The following is a 14,417-nucleotide window of genomic DNA, read 5'->3' as shown; positions in this document are numbered from 1 at the left end:
CCCACCCTAATCAGCGCACCGTGCTTGGCACCGGCGTGTTGAGAAGCTGCTGCTCCCAAAGATACGCGATGCCGCTCCCGCCGAAGTGCTGGATGAGAATCTCGGTCAGCTCCTCGACATGCTCGGTGCGCGCCCAATCGCGTTGCCATTCGCCAGCGAGCGCCATCACGGTCATCACGTTCGCGCCGCCCACGATCATTCGCTGGATGGCAACTTCGTGAGACTCCTTCGAAATCCCGCCTGACGCGTCGGTGATCACCGTCACGTCCCAGCCTTCGCCGGCGGCCTGGATCACAGGCATTGCGACGCAGACCTCGGTCCACAGGCCGGCGATGATCAGCTGCTTGCGGCCGGTCGCCTTGACGACGTTCACCACATTCTCGTCCCGCCAGGTGTTCACCCAGGTGCGATCGATGACTTCCTGGTCCGGAAATACGTCCGTGATCTGCTTAAAGAGAAGTCCACCGCGCGCCGCGATCACGCTGGTGAGAATGGTTGGAACATTGAAGGCTTTTGCTAGCTTCGCCAGCGCGGTCGTGTTGTTGACCACCATGTGCGGATCGTGGCTGTTGAGATTTGCGAGCTGATAAGGCTGATGGTCGATCAGAACGAGGACCGAATCTTCGGGGCGAAGAAGCGAATCGAGGCCGTTACGAGGGGTCATCAAGACTTCCTTTCTCTGCCGCTATGGACGGCAATGGGTTCACGGGAGACATGCGCCAGCGGGCGACGTTGCCTGGACGCAATTTGCTGTTCCTTTCGGTGATGCGATAGTGCCATAGTGAGGCAAGCTGTGTCGCGAAATGAGGAACGCCGGAATGGACATCGAAGATCTGCAGACATTCGTCGCAGTGGCCGATGCCGGGGGCGTATCGGCCGCCGCGCGCCGGCTCGGCGTCTCCAAGTCAATCGTCAGCCGGCGGCTCTTTCGGGTTGAAGCGGAACTTGGCGTCCAGCTTCTTGCACGAACAACCCGCGGCGCTGCACTTACGGAAGCGGGGATCACGTTCAGGGATCATGCGGCCCGAGCCAGCGCGGAGATCGACACCGCCAGGGAAACGATCCTCCCGACCGGCGATCTTCGCGGCCGCCTGAGGGTTGCCATGCCGCTTACGTTCGGGCCAACCCACTTCGCCCCGGTGCTCGCGGAAATGGCACGCCAGCATCCGCAGCTTCACATTCATACCTCCTACGGCGATCGCTTCGTCGATCTGATCGCCGAGGGTTTCGATTGCGCGATCCGGGGCGCCTACCTTCAGGACTCCAACCTGATCGCGAAGCGCGTCGGGCCGATCCATGGAAAGCTTGTCGCAAGCCCGGATTACATCCAAACGCGCGGTTCACCCCAGACGCCAGATGAGATCGTCACCCATCAGGCCCTCATGCAGGGAACGGAAACCTGGCAGTTCATGGATGGCAGGAAAATCGTTACGGTCCAGCCGCAGGGCAGGTTCAAGGCCGACAGCGCCACGGCGCTTGCCGCGGCGGCGGCGGCAGGGCTCGGCATCGCCTGGCTCCCCGATTGCATCACATATGAATATGTGGCCTCCGGCGCACTCGTCCCGATCATGACACGCTATCCGGTACCTCCGGGGGCCGTCTATGTCGTGCGCCCGCCGGGTCAGCATCCCACGCGGAAAGTGCGGGTGCTCACCGAAATGCTGACCGAGTGCTTCGCACGAAATCCGGACATCTGGGGTCTCGACCGTTAAAACACGAACGGGGCGAACAGTGCCGACACCAGCCGGGAAGTCGTCGCCTATTGCCGCGGCCCATGTTGCGTGATGTCCTTCGAAGCGGTCGCGGCGTTGCGCTCGCTCGGCCATTCCGCGCGCCGCCTCGAGGATGGCATGCCGGAATGGAGGGCCGCCGGCCTGCCGGTGGAAATAGCCGCCTGAGGGTGTGGCTAAACGGATCGTCAGCGCTCGGGCAATCCTACCTGCTTCAAGGCTTCGACGATCTGGTCCGCCCATTTCGCTGTGTTCCGAAAGATAGGCAGCGACCGGTATCGCTCGATCGTGAAGTCCGGTTGGGCAGTGAGCAGCTTTTGCGCGGCCCAGCGGGCGGTCTCCAGGTCGCCGCTCATCGCCGACCAGGCGGCGAGGTATCGATAGGACATGATGATGTCGGGATGGGCGGCGATCACCTCGCGGGCGATCGCGACGGCCTGGGCGAAAGAACCTGTCTTGGCCATCGCGGTTGCCATCCCCAGCCTCATGTTGAATGCGAAGGGATCCATCGGGCTCAGCGTCATCGCCCGCTGGAACCGTTCCGCCGCGCGGGCGGCTTCGTCCTTGTAGATCGCGATCCAGCCATGGCGAGCCCATGCCCACGCATTGTTCGGATCAAGCGTGAGCGCCTTTTCGATGAAGGTGGCGGCTCGCTCCTGCTCGCCGCACATGCTCAACGCCGAGCCGGCGGCGGCCAAAGCGGTTGGATCATCGCCGATCGAGCCCGCGGCCTCAACCGCCGCGCGCGCCTTCTCCAGCTCGCTTTCAGGTTGCTCGGCCCACAGATAAGCGGCGTTCGAGGCGTGGCACCATGCCAAGAGCGCATGGGCGCGGCTATAGGCCGGATCGATTGCGATCGCTTTCTTGAGCAGCTCTATCGCCTGGTTGTTGGTGTCCTTGCGGCGGCCCCAGATGCTCGGATAGGCGCGCATGACGAGATCATAGGCCCGCAGGCTGGTCGGCGGCTTGCGCTTGGCCAGCTCGATCTCGGCGCCGCGGATGGCCGGATGGATGGCGCCCGCCACCTGCGCCGCGATCCTGTCCTGGAATTCGAAAACGTCCTCGGTCGCGCCCTCGTAACGCTCGGACCAGAGCTGTGTCCGTGTCTCGGCATCGACCAGCTGCACGGAAATGCGCAGCCGGTCGCCGCCCCGCCGAACGGTGCCTTCGACCACGTAGCTGACGCCGAGTTCCCTGCCGACATCGCGCACGTCGACGAAGCGTCCCTTGTAGGTGAAGGCCGACTGGCGGGCGATGACGAAGAAGTCCCGGATGCGCGAAAGCGCGGCGGTGATCTCCTCGACGACGCCATCGGCAAAATACTCGTCGTCCACCCCGCCAAGATTGTCGAAGGCCATCACTGCCACCGAGGGCTGGTCATACGGTCTTGCCGGGACGGAGACAGGCTGAGGCGGCTGGGCGATGTCGTGCGTCGTAGCGGTCAGGCGATTTCCGCCGCGCGTTTGCAGCGTCGCCGCCAGTGCGTTCGTCTGTGCCTCCGGCTCCACGTCCAGGTGCTTCCTCAGCAACGCTCGGCAGGACTCGAACTGGCGCAGGGCCGCATTTTCGTGGCCCCCGGCGGCGTGGATCCGCATCAATGCCCGATGAGCCGCCTCCGCGGTCGGATCCGAGGCGAGCAGCCTTTCCGCGAGCCGTTCGCAGGCCGCGTTTTCCGCAGTTCCGGCTTCGGGCAGCGCGAGGCTGAGGCGTTCCACCAATTGCAGCGCTTTCTGCCGGTACCTGATCTGATGCGGGCTGAACCATTCATCCAGGCCGTCGGGAATGACTTCGCCCGCAAGCACGTCGCCACGGTAGAGCTCGGCGGCGAAGGCGAGGTCCGCCGTCCCGCTTTCGGCGAGCTTGCGTTCAAAGACCCAGATATCCGCTTCGTCCGGGCCGGCCGTCAGCGCGACCGTTTCCTGAACGCCCTCGATGGAAATGGCTGCATCGCCGTCGGTGGGAAACGATCGCCGGATATCGGCAAGGGCCTGGCGCAGGCTGTTTCGCGACTGTGCATCGCCGCGCCCCGGCCAAAACCCCTCGGAAAGCCGTTCGCGATGGTGGCCACGGCGACCCGCCAAGGCGAGGGCGGCAAAAAGAAGCGCGGACTTGCGCGTCGCGAAGCGGACAGGCTGTCCCTCTGCCGAAGTCACTTCGAGATCGCCAAGCAACCGGATGCGCACTGCGCCCCTCCGAATTTCGAATGCGCCGGCACAATACCATCTTCGCCGGTCGATTTAACGCGGATTTAACGGCGGCCCGCCTGCCTCCCCTCGACGGTTCACGCTCGGCTGAACAACCGCAAATCGCCGCTGTGGCAAGCTCTGATCGTAACCTGAAACGGGAGAGCAAAAATGGCTCGCACAGAAGCTTACGCGAAGACCCGCGCATCGAAACACCGGCTGCTTGGGGCAGTGTCGAACAGCGTTGCAGCAGCTGTCGCGGCCTTCACAGCCTGGCGGAGGGCCGTCGCAGGACGTAGGGCGTTGGCAGACCTGACACCTGATCAGTTGAGGGACATCGGCTGCACGGAGTCCCCCAGACCTACGTTCTTCGTCAGGGTCGGCCTGATCACGGACCTGATGTCAATGAGATGAGGGCGGATTCAGATGATCGCTTGCGCAGTGCGGAGGCCGGAACCGGCCTCCGTCTGGCGCACACAAGACCCAAATCGGGTCAGACCCCGACAGCCGGGCAGCGGATAAATCGCGCTGACAATCGGTCCGCCTGGTAAGGGTTTCTGCGAACCTCAGAACGGACTCTCAGTCCTTGGCGCGCTCGACATACGAACCGTCGGCGGTCATCACCACCACACGCGTGCCGGCGGAGATGTGCGGCGGCACGGTCGTGCGCACGCCGTTGGAAAGCATCGCCGGCTTGTAGGAGGAAGACGCCGTCTGGCCCTTGGTGACCGGCTCGGTGTCGACAACCTCGAACGTGGCGCGCTGTGGCAGCACCAGCGAGATCGGCACGTCGTTGAATTGCGCCAGCTGCACGGCCATGCCTTCCTGCAGATAGGGCGCCATGTCGCCGACCACGCCTTCCGAAGCCACGACCTGGTCATAGCTTTCCGGGTTCATGAAATGAAAACCTTCGCCATCGGAATAGAGGAAGGTGTGCTCGCGTTCCTCGACATAGGCGCGCTCGACCATTTCGGTCGTGCGGTAACGCTCCGAGACCTTCACCCCGTCGCCGATGCGGCGCATGTCGAGCTGGGTAACCGGCGTGCCCTTGCCAGGGTGGATGTTTTCGGCAAAGAGGATGACATAGAGCTTGCCGTCCTTATCGACGACGTTGCCTTTGCGTAAGGAACTGGCGATGACCTTGACCACGGTATTCAATCCTAATCGAGTTTTTCGGCCTGCAAGCGTTGATTGCCGTAAATCGGCTGCGGCGGCCTTCGCCTGCGCCCTAGCGCATCTTGCGCCGAACCGCCAGTCTCGCGAGCGATTTTCCTGCCCATGACCGACGCTTCGCCCTGGTGGACGCCGCATATCCATGCTGATCGCCGGCCACGGCTGATGGCGCGCAACGCTATCGCGGCGGCGCTGCGCGGCTGGTTCGCGGAACGCGATTTCATCGAGGTGACGACGTCGGCGCTGCAGGTCTCGCCGGGCAACGAGGCGCATCTTGCCGCCTTCGCCACCGAGGCGATCGGGCCCGACGCATCGCGCCGGCCGCTCTATCTCCACACCTCGCCGGAATTCGCCTGCAAGAAGCTGCTCGCCGCCGGTGAGGAACGCATCTTCAGCCTCGGCGCGGTCTGGCGCAACCGCGAGCGCGGGCCGTTGCACCACCCCGAGTTCACCATGCTCGAATGGTATCGCGCCGGCGAGACCTACGAGCGCCTGATGACCGACTGCGCCGAAATCCTGGCGCTCGCCGCGGAAAAAGCAGGCGCCAAAAGCTTCCGTTTCCGCGGCCGCGAGGCGGATCCCTTCGCCGAGCCGGAAAGGCTCAGCGTGGCGGAAGCTTTCCTGCGCTATGCCGGCATCGATCTTCTGGCGACCGTGTCGGTCGACGCCAGCATGGACCGCGACGCGCTTCACGAAGCGCTGCTCCGCGCCGGGCTGCGCACCGCGCCTGACGACAACTGGGCCGACCTGTTCAGCCGGGTGATGGTGGAGAAAATCGAGCCGGCGCTGGGGCAGGGGCGGGCCACCATCCTTTACGGCTATCCGATTTCGGAGGCCGCGCTCGCCCGGCCGAGCGCGCAGGATCCGCGTGTCGCCGAGCGCTTCGAGCTCTATTGCTGCGGCGTCGAGCTCGCCAACGCCTTTGGCGAGCTCACCGATGTGGCCGAACAGCGCCGCCGCTTTGCCGCCGAGATGGATGAGAAAGAGCGCGTCTATGGCGAGCGCTATCCGCTGGACGAGGATTTCCTCGCGGCTTTGGCGCTCATGCCGCAGGCGAGCGGCTCGGCGCTGGGCTTCGATCGGCTGGTGATGCTGGCGACCGGGGCCGCCAAGATCGACGACGTGATCTGGGCGCCGGTGGCCGACTGACGCTACCTTCGAACCGCTGCGGCAAACATCCCGCACGAACCGCGGCGATTGCCTTGAGATTGCCGCATCCGCCATTGCACAAGCGTCGGCGGAACAATAGATGGTGCGAACGCATCCATGATGGTGCCCATGGCATCCATGGATGGTGCGCAGCATCCATGACGGTGCGGGGGATGGTACGGCTGGGGCTGGCCTCTCGCACCAACTTGACTGACTGCGTGAACAAACAGGAACAACCTTATGACCGACAAGCTCGACGCAGCGAAATTGACCGATCGCGTCGCGGCGCTCGTCGAGGCTGCCAGGCGCGCCGGCGCCGACGCGGCCGACGCGGTGGCGGTGCGCGGCCGCTCCACCGGCGTCTCGGTGCGGCTGGGCAAGGTCGAAGGCACCGAATCGTCGGAGAGCGAGGATGTCTCGCTGCGCGTCTTCGTCGGCCAGCGTGTGGCGAGCGTCTCGGCCACCGCCGCTTCCGACCCGAAGGCGCTCGCCGAGCGCGCGGTGGCGATGGCCAAGGTCTCGCCGGAGGATCCGTTCCAGGGCCTCGCCGATCCCGCGCTGCTTGCGCGTAATTTGCGCGATCTCGATCTTTTCGATCCGACCGAGGTGTCGGCCGACCAGTTGAAGGAAGCAGCACTTGCCGCCGAAGCGGCCGCATTGGCGGTCAAAGGCGTCACCAATTCCTCGGGCAGCAGCGCCGGCGCCGGCCTGGGCGGGTTGGTTCTCGCCACCTCGCATGGCTTTGTCGGCCAGTATGTCGCCTCGCGGTTCTCGCGCTCGACCAGCGTCATTGCCGGCGAGGGCACGGCGATGGAGCGCGACTATGAATTCTCGTCGCGCCAGCATTTCGCCGATCTCGACGCGCCGGAAGACATCGGCCGCAAGGCCGGCGAGCGCGCAGTGCGCCGGCTCGGCGCCCGCAAGGCGGCGACCGGCCCGGTCGACGTGGTGTTCGACCCGCGCGTCGCGCGCGGCATTGCCGGCCACCTCGCCGGCGCCATCAACGGCGCCGCCGTGGCGCGCAAGACCAGCTTCCTGCGCGACATGATGGGTAAGCAAGTGGCGTCAGTCGCGATCACCGTCACCGACGAGCCTTTGCGGCGGCGCGGCCAGGCCTCGCGCCCCTTCGATGGCGAGGGCGTCGAGGGCGAAAAGCTCCTGATGGTCGAGAAGGGCGTCCTGAACCACTGGTTCCTGTCGACCTCGGCCGCGCGCGAACTCGGCCTCACCACCAATGGGCGCGGCTCGCGCAGCGGCTCGTCCGTCTCGCCGTCCTCGACCAACCTTGCCATCGAGCCCGGCGAGCGTTCGCCGGAAGATCTGATCGCGTCGTTGAAGCGCGGCTTCTATGTCACCGAGGTGTTCGGCCAGGGCGTCGACATGGTGACCGGCGAATACAGCCGCGGCGCCTCCGGCTATTGGATCGAGAACGGCGCGTTGGCCTATCCGGTGGCCGAGGTGACGATCGCCTCGAACCTGCAGACCATGTTTCTCAACATGATGCCCGCGAGCGACCTCGATCGCAATTTCGGCACGGCCGCGCCCACGCTCCTGATCGAGGGGATGACCCTTGCCGGCGCTTGACCAACTGACTTCGAGCGAGGCCCGCGACGATCTCGCTTTGCTGCGCGATGCGGCCCGCGAGGCCGGCGTCATCGCCATGGGCTATTTCGGTAACAACCCGCAGGTGTGGATGAAGGGCGGCACCTCGCCGGTGAGCGAGGCCGACCATGCCGCGGACGCCTATCTGCGCGAGACCTTGCTCAGGGCACGTCCGGATTATGGCTGGCTCTCCGAAGAGACCGCCGACGATCATGCCAGGCTGTCGGCACGGCGCACCTTCGTCGTCGACCCGATCGACGGCACGCGCGGCTTTCTCGACGGCCTTCATTCCTGGTGCGTCAGCGTCGCCGTGGTCGAGGACGGCCGCTCGCTTGCCGGCGTGCTCGAATGCCCGGCCAAGCACGAGACCTACTGGGCGCTGCCGGGCGAGGGCGCCTATCTCAACGGCAAGCGCATCCATGTGCGTCCGCTTGGGCAAAGCGTCGATATCGGTGGACCCAGGCCGCTGGTCGACTTGATGCCGGAGGCTTGGCAAGACAGGCTGCGGCGGACCGCCTACATCCCTTCGCTTGCCTACCGGCTGGCCATGATTGCCGCCGGCAAGCTCGACGCGACCTTCGTCAAGCCGAGCGCGCATGACTGGGACATCGCCGCCGCCGATCTGATCCTCACCGAGGCTGGCGGCGCCTTGCTCGACCGCAGCGGCAAGCCGCCGCGCTATGCCGGCGAGGTGATCAACCACGGCGCGCTCGCCGCCGGCAGCGGCGAGCTGCTGGACGTCCTTGCCGGCGTCATTGCCGGAGCTGACGAAGGGTGAGTCGGCACACGGTTCCAAAATCGGCGACTTTGGTCTAAACGTTTCACAAAATTCATGAATCTGCGAAGGATCGGCATGGCCGTGGAAGACGGAAAGAAGCAGCTTTTGCACCTGGTTTTCGGCGGCGAGCTGAAAAAGCTGGGTGGAACCGAGTTCCGTGATCTCGACTCCCTCGACATTGTCGGCATCTATCCCGACTATCAAACCGCGCTTGGCGCTTGGAAAGCCAAGGCGCAGGCCAGTGTCGACAATGCCCATATGCGCTATTTCGTTGTTCATCTGCACCGTTTGCTCGATCCAGAAGCGAAGGTCGGCGGTTGACGTCGATGGAGCATGAAGCGGTGAAAGGGGCGACCGGGCGGCGCGCCGCCAAACGCCGCGGAACGCGCACCCTGTGGCGGCGCATCCGCGAGCCGTTGGCGCAGTCGAGTTTCGTCAAGAACTTCATCGCCAGCCTGTTTGCCTGGTTCCTGCGTCTGATTCGCGTCACCAGCCCGCTGGTCGAAGGCTCGACCCAGGTTGCCGGCGGCGCTTATGCGCATCTCGAGCCCGGCATCATCGCGCTGTGGCACGGCCAGCATCTTCTGACCCCTGCCTATTACCCCAAGGGCCGGCCGCTGGTCGCCATGGTTTCGCGCAGCGCCGACGCCGAGCTCCAGGCGCTGATGATCGAGAAATTCGGCATCGAGGCGGTGCGCGGCTCCGGCGGACGCAACAGTTCGAGGCATCTCGACAAAGGCGGCGCCAAGGCCCTGATTGCGCTCAAGAAGTCGCTCGTCACCGGCAAGAATGTCGCTATGATCGCCGACATTCCGAACGGCACGCCGCGCGACGCCGGGCTGGGCATCGTTCTTCTGGCAAGGCTGTCCGGCCGGCCGATCCTGCCCTCGGCCATCGCCACCAGCCGCCGCAAGGTGCTGGAGAAGAGTTGGGACAAGACCACCATCAACCTGCCCTTTGGCCGCTCCGCAGTCATCGTCGGCACGCCTGTCTTCGTGCCGGCCGACGCCGACGATGCCGAGATGGAGCGCAAGCGCCAGGAGGTAACCGCCTCCCTCAACGCCGCGACTGCTGAGGCCTACCGCCTCGTGGATGGCGGCAAATGAGCGAGCGCTGGGCGCGTGCCGCCCTCACGGCCTATCGCTACGCGGGGGCAGTCGCCTACCCGCTCGTCGGTCCCTATGTCGCCTGGCGCGCCTCGCGCGGCAAGGAGGATCGCGCCCGCCGCCGCGAGCGCTATGGCGTTGCCGGCCGCCCTCGGCCGGTGGGGCCGGTGATCTGGATCCATGCCGCCAGCGTCGGCGAGACGATCGCGGTTGTGCCGCTGGTCGAGAGCATCCTCGACTATGGCGTCAACATCGTCCTGACCACCGGCACTGTGACCTCGGCGAAAGTCGCCGACGAGCGCCTCGGCGACCGCATCATCCACCAATATGTGCCGCTCGATCTCAAGCCGGCGGTGAGTCGCTTCCTCGACCACTGGCGGCCGGAACTGGCGATCATCGCCGAATCGGAAATCTGGCCGATGACCATCCTGGAACTCGGCGCCCGCAACGTGCCGCAGGTTCTGGTCAATGGCCGGCTGTCGGACCGCTCCTTCCTCTCGTGGAAGAAGCGCGCCAGCGTTGCCGAGGCGCTGTTCGAGAATCTCGCCCATGTCATCGCCCAGTCGGATGTCGACGGCGAGCGCTTTCGCGCGCTCGGCGCCCGGCCGGTCACCGTCTCCGGCAACCTCAAGGTCGACACCAACCCGCCGCCGGTCGACGAGCGAGTTCTCGCCACGCTGCAGCGCCAGATCGGCGGTCGCCCGACCTGGGCGGCGATTTCGACCCATGACGGCGAGGAGGTCGTGGCCGCGGAGGTCCATGCCAGCCTGCACAAGCGCCATCATGGGCTTTTGACCATCATCGTGCCGCGCCATCCCGACCGCGCGGGCGCGCTTGCCGCGCAGATCTCCGGCATGGGGCTGACGGTCGCGAGACGCAGCAAGGGCGACCGCATCTCGCCCGACACCGATATCCTTCTGGGCGACACGATCGGCGAAATGGGTCTCTACCTGCGGCTGACCGAGATCGCGTTCGTCGGCCGTTCGCTGACTTCGCAAGGCGGCCAGAACCCGCTCGAGCCGGCGATGCTCGAAACCGCCGTGCTTGCCGGCCGCAACGTGCAGAATTTCCGCGAGGCCTATCAGCGCCTGCTCGACAGCGGCGGCGCCAAGCTGGTGCGCGACCGCGACATGCTGGCCGGTGCCGTCAATTTCCTTTTGACCAACGAAGTGGCGCGCCACGAAATGATCGCGGCCGGCGCTGCCACCGTCGACGAGATGCGCGGCGCGCTTGCCCGAACGCTGAAATCGCTGGAGCCCTATATCCAGCCGCTGGTCGTCAAGGCGCGCCTGAAAGGCGCCAACGGGCGCTAGAGCCGGATAATTTCAGGTCGAATCGACCTGAAATCTGAATCCGGCTCTAAATCAAGGAGATAGAGCATGATGTCGTCCGAAAGCCGCTTCACACTTTTCGGCATCATGCTCTAGTCATGACGCCAAAAATCGGAACCGGTTTTTGGAAAAGCTCGTGCGCGAAGACAGGACGCGTGGGACAGCCGCGATGACCAGCGAGGCGCCGCCCTTCTGGTGGGAAAAGCCCGACTGGCGGGTGCTCGCCCTGTCGCCGGCCTCGATGGCCTACGGGTTGGTGGCCGGCCGCCGCATGCGCCACGCCCCGCGCGAGAAGGTCGCGGCACCCGTGCTTTGCGTCGGCAACCTTACTGTTGGCGGCAGTGGCAAGACGCCGGTTGCCATTGCTCTGGCCAAACAGGCCAGGCGCATGCAGCTCACGCCCGGCTTCCTGTCGCGCGGCCATGGCGGCTCGTTTGCCAAGCCGCATGTCGTCGATGCCCATCACGACGCCGCCAAGCATGTCGGCGACGAGCCGCTGCTTCTGGCCGAACATGCGCCGGTCGCCGTGACGGCGAACCGCGCCGCCGGCGCGAAGCTGCTCATCGAGGAACGTGGCTGCGACTTCCTGATCATGGATGACGGCTTCCAGTCGGCGCGCATCCATATCGACTATGCGCTGGTGGTGGTCGATGCCCGCTTCGGCGTCGGCAACGGCCGCGTCATTCCGGGCGGACCGCTCCGCGCCAAAATCGTCGATCAACTCGTCTTCACCAGCGGCTTGCTGAAGATGGGCGAGGGGACCGCCGCCGACGGCGTCGTGCGCAAGGCGGCGCGCGCCGGCCGGCCGATCTTCCTCGCCCATGTCGAGCCGGCGGAGCGCTCGCGTTTCGCAGGCGGCCGCTTCCTTGCCTTCGCCGGCATCGGTCATCCCGAGAAATTTTTCGACACGGTGCGCGGCGCGGGCGGCGAAGTCGCGCTGCCGCGCGCCTTTCCGGATCATCATTTCTACGCCCAGGACGAGCTTGCCGACCTCCTGGCGCTTGCCCGGCAGGAGGGGCTGCGCCTCGTCACCACGGCGAAGGACGCCGCGCGGCTGCGCCACGGCGAGACGCCCGCGGGCTTCCTCGATCACTTGGACGTGCTCGACATCGAGGCCGTGTTCGAGCTCGATCACGTGCCCGGACGCATCATCGACGAGACGCTCGACGCCTGGCGTCAGCGCAAGATGCGGGGCTGAGTTTCTGAGGGCACCTGGTTGATCCGGCGCCTCGCCGTCAGTTGATAAGCCGGCGGAAGTGGCGAACGGTTTCGCCAAGCCCATCTTCGAGCGTAACGCGAGGCGACCAGTCCAGCGTCGACCGCGCCAGACTTATGTCGGGTTGGCGCTGGCGAGGATCGTCTTGCGGCAGCGCCTTGAACTCGATTTTGGACTTGCCGCCGACAAGGCCTAACACAAGTTCGGCCAGCTCCAGGATCGTGACTTCCATCGGATTGCCAATGTTGATTGGTCCCACGAAATCGTCGGGCGTTGCCATCATCCGGGCCATCGCATCCACCAGGTCGTCAACGTAGCAAAAGCTCCGCGTGTGGCTTCCGTCGCCGTAGATGGTTATGGGGTCGTTCCGCAAGGCCTGAACTATGAAATTGCTGACCACGCGTCCATCCGACGGCTGCATGCGAGGTCCATATGTATTGAATATGCGCATCACCTTGATCGGCAGTTTCGACCGCCGCCAATAGTCGAAGAACAGCGCTTCGGCGCATCTTTTGCCTTCGTCGTAACAGCTGCGGGTGCCGATCGGGTTGACATGGCCCCAATAGGCTTCGGTCTGGGGATGGACTTCCGGATCGCCATAAACCTCGGACGTCGAGGCCTGAAGAATTCTCGCCCCGGAAGCACATGCAAGATCGAGCATGTTGATCGCTCCGTAGACGCAGGCCTTTGTCGTCTCGACCGGAATGCGCTGATAGTGAACAGGCGAGGCCGGGCAGGCGAGATTGAAGATTTCATCGGCCTCGGCCTGTAGGGGCAGGATGACGTCGTGCCTCAACAGCTTGAACCGCGCATTGCTCGAAAGGTGACGGATGTTGTCATCCGAGCCGGTCGAAAAATTGTCGATACATGCCACGTCTCGGCCTTGTGCCAGCAAAAGGTCGCATAGATGCGAACCGATAAAGCCGGCCCCCCCGGTCACAAGAGCCTTCACATTAATCCTCATACCTCCCTGCTTTTTGGTCTCTATAGCCGTTTGGTCTCTATAGCCGTAGAGCCGCGAAAGTGTCACCTGCGATCGGCCAAGGCCTTTCGCCGCTGCCATCGACCAGAGGACTGCGCGGTCGTGAGTGGCGAAAAGAGGCAGTTGCTGGGGCGGAAGATGGCACAGCCGTCAGCTTGAATCCGGGTGCCCTCGATACCGCCAGCTCGCGCAATCTCGCTCGAATCCTAAGCGGCATTATCCCCGCTTGCGTAATTCCGGATGCATCTCGATCTCGCGGGCAAGTGATACCGCCGCGTTCACATAGGGCTCCTGCCGGGCGACGCTCCAATATTTGAGCTCGTCGAGGGGAATGTTCTCGCCCGTCACCGCGCAGCGCACGAACGCGCCCGGACTGGTGACCTGGAAGTCGCCGTCGAGGTAGCGGATCCGGGCTTCCCTGCCGCCCGGGCCTTCGAAACGGTTCATCATGAAAGGACGCTTGCGTTCATCGGGTTTCAATCGCCACAAATCGCAAGCAACGTCAAGCTTGACGCAATGCTCATCCGGTATGGCTGGAGCGGCAAATGGTTCCCGGGAGCCCGGCATGGACATCACCTCGACCCGCTTGAACACGCTGATCGGCGAAGCGCTCACCCCGCAGCCGGTGCCGTTGCCCAAGGCCGATCCGGCGACGACGGCTTTGATCAAGACGCTGGTCCAGCCGCCTGCACCGCCAAGCGTGCAAGCGGCGCAGTTCGCGGCCCAGACGCTGACCAACTCCCTGCAGGTGCCGCCCGCCCGATCCTCGCAGCGCTCATCCTCCAGCCCGGTCGAAGACGCTTACCGGGCGATGATGGAACCGGATACCGACGCGGAAGACACGCCGGCCGGAACGCCGCAGGGCAGGCCGGTCGCCGATGCCGACCACGGTCTACGCGCCAACGCTTCGGCTCAGCCGCCCGTCGCCGCAAGCGCGGCCGGAGCCGCGCCCGTGGTGCAGCCACCGTCATCGGTTGCGGCCACCGTGCTCTCTTCGCCCGCGCTGATCGCAGCCAATGCCAACGCGCCGCCGCGTGGAGGCGTTCGCCCTTCCTATCCGCCGCGATCCGATTCCGTCCCGGTGTCGCTCTGGACGATAGCGGTCGTCACGGCCGTCGTCTCGGCTGTGACCGCCACGATCATGGTTCTGCTGCTTCGCTAATCCCG

General features: G+C 65.0%; 15 protein-coding genes and 1 pseudogene. 11 read left to right on the top strand and 5 right to left on the bottom strand.

The annotated features are described in order from the left end of the window. Positions 1-10: 10 nt before the first annotated feature. Positions 11-664 (bottom strand): hydrolase, encoded by a 654-nt coding sequence (locus tag RFM68_RS14805; RefSeq protein WP_320233715.1) that lies wholly within the window; start codon positions 662-664, stop codon positions 11-13. A 154-nt stretch (positions 665-818) separates the two neighbouring features. Here RFM68_RS14805 and RFM68_RS14800 point away from each other — a divergent pair, with 154 nt between their 5' ends. Beyond that, positions 819-1,712, top strand: coding sequence for a LysR family transcriptional regulator (locus RFM68_RS14800; protein WP_320233714.1), 894 nt, complete (start codon positions 819-821; stop codon positions 1,710-1,712). A gap of 33 nt (positions 1,713-1,745) precedes the next feature. Beyond that, a pseudogene (locus tag RFM68_RS14795) lies at positions 1,746-1,898 on the top strand (rhodanese-like domain-containing protein); the annotation flags it as partial. A 20-nt stretch (positions 1,899-1,918) separates the two neighbouring features. Here the strand turns inward: RFM68_RS14795 and RFM68_RS14790 are convergent. After that, positions 1,919-3,913, bottom strand: coding sequence for a BTAD domain-containing putative transcriptional regulator (locus RFM68_RS14790; RefSeq protein ID WP_320233713.1), 1,995 nt, complete (start codon positions 3,911-3,913; stop codon positions 1,919-1,921). A 171-nt stretch (positions 3,914-4,084) separates the two neighbouring features. On the opposite strand from RFM68_RS14790, the gene RFM68_RS14785 reads away from it, so the two are divergent. Further along, positions 4,085-4,327 carry a YjiS-like domain-containing protein gene (locus RFM68_RS14785; RefSeq protein ID WP_320233712.1) on the top strand — a complete coding sequence of 81 codons (243 nt, stop codon included), beginning with the start codon at positions 4,085-4,087 and terminating at the stop codon, positions 4,325-4,327. Between the two features lie 165 nt (positions 4,328-4,492). On the opposite strand, the gene efp is transcribed toward RFM68_RS14785, so the two are convergent. Beyond that, positions 4,493-5,062 carry an elongation factor P gene (gene efp, locus RFM68_RS14780; RefSeq protein ID WP_320233711.1) on the bottom strand — a complete coding sequence of 190 codons (570 nt, stop codon included), beginning with the start codon at positions 5,060-5,062 and terminating at the stop codon, positions 4,493-4,495. A 129-nt stretch (positions 5,063-5,191) separates the two neighbouring features. On the opposite strand from efp, the gene epmA reads away from it, so the two are divergent. The 7 genes from epmA (at position 5,192) to lpxK (ending at position 12,250) form a co-directional block, all read left to right on the top strand. Then, the gene (epmA, locus tag RFM68_RS14775; RefSeq protein ID WP_320233710.1) at positions 5,192-6,235 is read left to right on the top strand and encodes an EF-P lysine aminoacylase EpmA; all 1,044 of its coding nucleotides are present in this window, start codon (positions 5,192-5,194) and stop codon (positions 6,233-6,235) included. A 240-nt stretch (positions 6,236-6,475) separates the two neighbouring features. Then, the gene (locus tag RFM68_RS14770; protein WP_320233709.1) at positions 6,476-7,819 is read left to right on the top strand and encodes a TldD/PmbA family protein; all 1,344 of its coding nucleotides are present in this window, start codon (positions 6,476-6,478) and stop codon (positions 7,817-7,819) included. Further along, positions 7,806-8,615, top strand: a complete 810-nt coding sequence (locus RFM68_RS14765) for a 3'(2'),5'-bisphosphate nucleotidase CysQ (RefSeq protein WP_320233708.1) — start codon at positions 7,806-7,808, stop codon at positions 8,613-8,615. Before RFM68_RS14770 ends, RFM68_RS14765 begins: the two co-directional genes overlap by 14 nt. 75 nt (positions 8,616-8,690) lie before the next feature. Further along, a complete protein-coding gene (locus RFM68_RS14760) occupies positions 8,691-8,936 on the top strand; it encodes a DUF4170 domain-containing protein (protein ID WP_320233707.1) in 246 nt (81 codons plus the stop codon). A gap of 5 nt (positions 8,937-8,941) precedes the next feature. Continuing rightward, positions 8,942-9,721: a lysophospholipid acyltransferase family protein gene (locus tag RFM68_RS14755; RefSeq protein WP_320233706.1), complete on the top strand. Its 780-nt coding sequence runs from the start codon at positions 8,942-8,944 to the stop codon at positions 9,719-9,721. Beyond that, on the top strand, positions 9,718-11,034 hold the full coding sequence (gene waaA, locus RFM68_RS14750; RefSeq protein ID WP_320233705.1) for a lipid IV(A) 3-deoxy-D-manno-octulosonic acid transferase: 1,317 nt from the start codon (positions 9,718-9,720) through the stop codon (positions 11,032-11,034). Before RFM68_RS14755 ends, waaA begins: the two co-directional genes overlap by 4 nt. A gap of 187 nt (positions 11,035-11,221) precedes the next feature. After that, positions 11,222-12,250: a tetraacyldisaccharide 4'-kinase gene (gene lpxK, locus RFM68_RS14745; protein WP_320233753.1), complete on the top strand. Its 1,029-nt coding sequence runs from the start codon at positions 11,222-11,224 to the stop codon at positions 12,248-12,250. A gap of 37 nt (positions 12,251-12,287) precedes the next feature. On the opposite strand, the gene RFM68_RS14740 is transcribed toward lpxK, so the two are convergent. Continuing rightward, on the bottom strand, positions 12,288-13,232 hold the full coding sequence (locus RFM68_RS14740) for a UDP-glucuronic acid decarboxylase family protein (protein ID WP_320233752.1): 945 nt from the start codon (positions 13,230-13,232) through the stop codon (positions 12,288-12,290). A 234-nt stretch (positions 13,233-13,466) separates the two neighbouring features. Next, a complete protein-coding gene (locus RFM68_RS14735; protein WP_095818449.1) occupies positions 13,467-13,700 on the bottom strand; it encodes a DUF2093 domain-containing protein in 234 nt (77 codons plus the stop codon). A gap of 115 nt (positions 13,701-13,815) precedes the next feature. On the opposite strand from RFM68_RS14735, the gene RFM68_RS14730 reads away from it, so the two are divergent. Beyond that, complete coding sequence (locus RFM68_RS14730; RefSeq protein ID WP_320233704.1) at positions 13,816-14,412, top strand: hypothetical protein; 597 nt, start codon at positions 13,816-13,818, stop codon at positions 14,410-14,412. Positions 14,413-14,417: the final 5 nt, after the last annotated feature.

The sequence above is a fragment of the Mesorhizobium montanum genome (assembly GCF_033977145.1).
Lineage (GTDB): Bacteria > Pseudomonadota > Alphaproteobacteria > Rhizobiales > Rhizobiaceae > Mesorhizobium > Mesorhizobium montanum.
Note: the sequence above shows the minus strand (reverse complement) of the source record. Positions and strands in the feature narration are given on the sequence as shown.

Bases quoted from the DNA above. Each gene is read 5' to 3' on its own strand.
- RFM68_RS14805 (WP_320233715.1), bottom strand. From the start codon at position 664: ATGACCCCTCGTAACGGCCTCGATTCGCTTCTTCGCCCCGAAGATTCG.
- RFM68_RS14800 (WP_320233714.1), top strand. From the start codon at position 819: ATGGACATCGAAGATCTGCAGACATTCGTCGCAGTGGCCGATGCCGGG.
- RFM68_RS14785 (WP_320233712.1), top strand. From the start codon at position 4,085: ATGGCTCGCACAGAAGCTTACGCGAAGACCCGCGCATCGAAACACCGG.
- epmA (WP_320233710.1), top strand. From the start codon at position 5,192: ATGACCGACGCTTCGCCCTGGTGGACGCCGCATATCCATGCTGATCGC.
- RFM68_RS14770 (WP_320233709.1), top strand. From the start codon at position 6,476: ATGACCGACAAGCTCGACGCAGCGAAATTGACCGATCGCGTCGCGGCG.
- RFM68_RS14760 (WP_320233707.1), top strand. From the start codon at position 8,691: ATGGCCGTGGAAGACGGAAAGAAGCAGCTTTTGCACCTGGTTTTCGGC.
- RFM68_RS14755 (WP_320233706.1), top strand. From the start codon at position 8,942: ATGGAGCATGAAGCGGTGAAAGGGGCGACCGGGCGGCGCGCCGCCAAA.
- waaA (WP_320233705.1), top strand. From the start codon at position 9,718: ATGAGCGAGCGCTGGGCGCGTGCCGCCCTCACGGCCTATCGCTACGCG.
- lpxK (WP_320233753.1), top strand. From the start codon at position 11,222: ATGACCAGCGAGGCGCCGCCCTTCTGGTGGGAAAAGCCCGACTGGCGG.
- RFM68_RS14740 (WP_320233752.1), bottom strand. From the start codon at position 13,232: ATGAGGATTAATGTGAAGGCTCTTGTGACCGGGGGGGCCGGCTTTATC.
- RFM68_RS14735 (WP_095818449.1), bottom strand. From the start codon at position 13,700: ATGATGAACCGTTTCGAAGGCCCGGGCGGCAGGGAAGCCCGGATCCGC.
- RFM68_RS14730 (WP_320233704.1), top strand. From the start codon at position 13,816: ATGGACATCACCTCGACCCGCTTGAACACGCTGATCGGCGAAGCGCTC.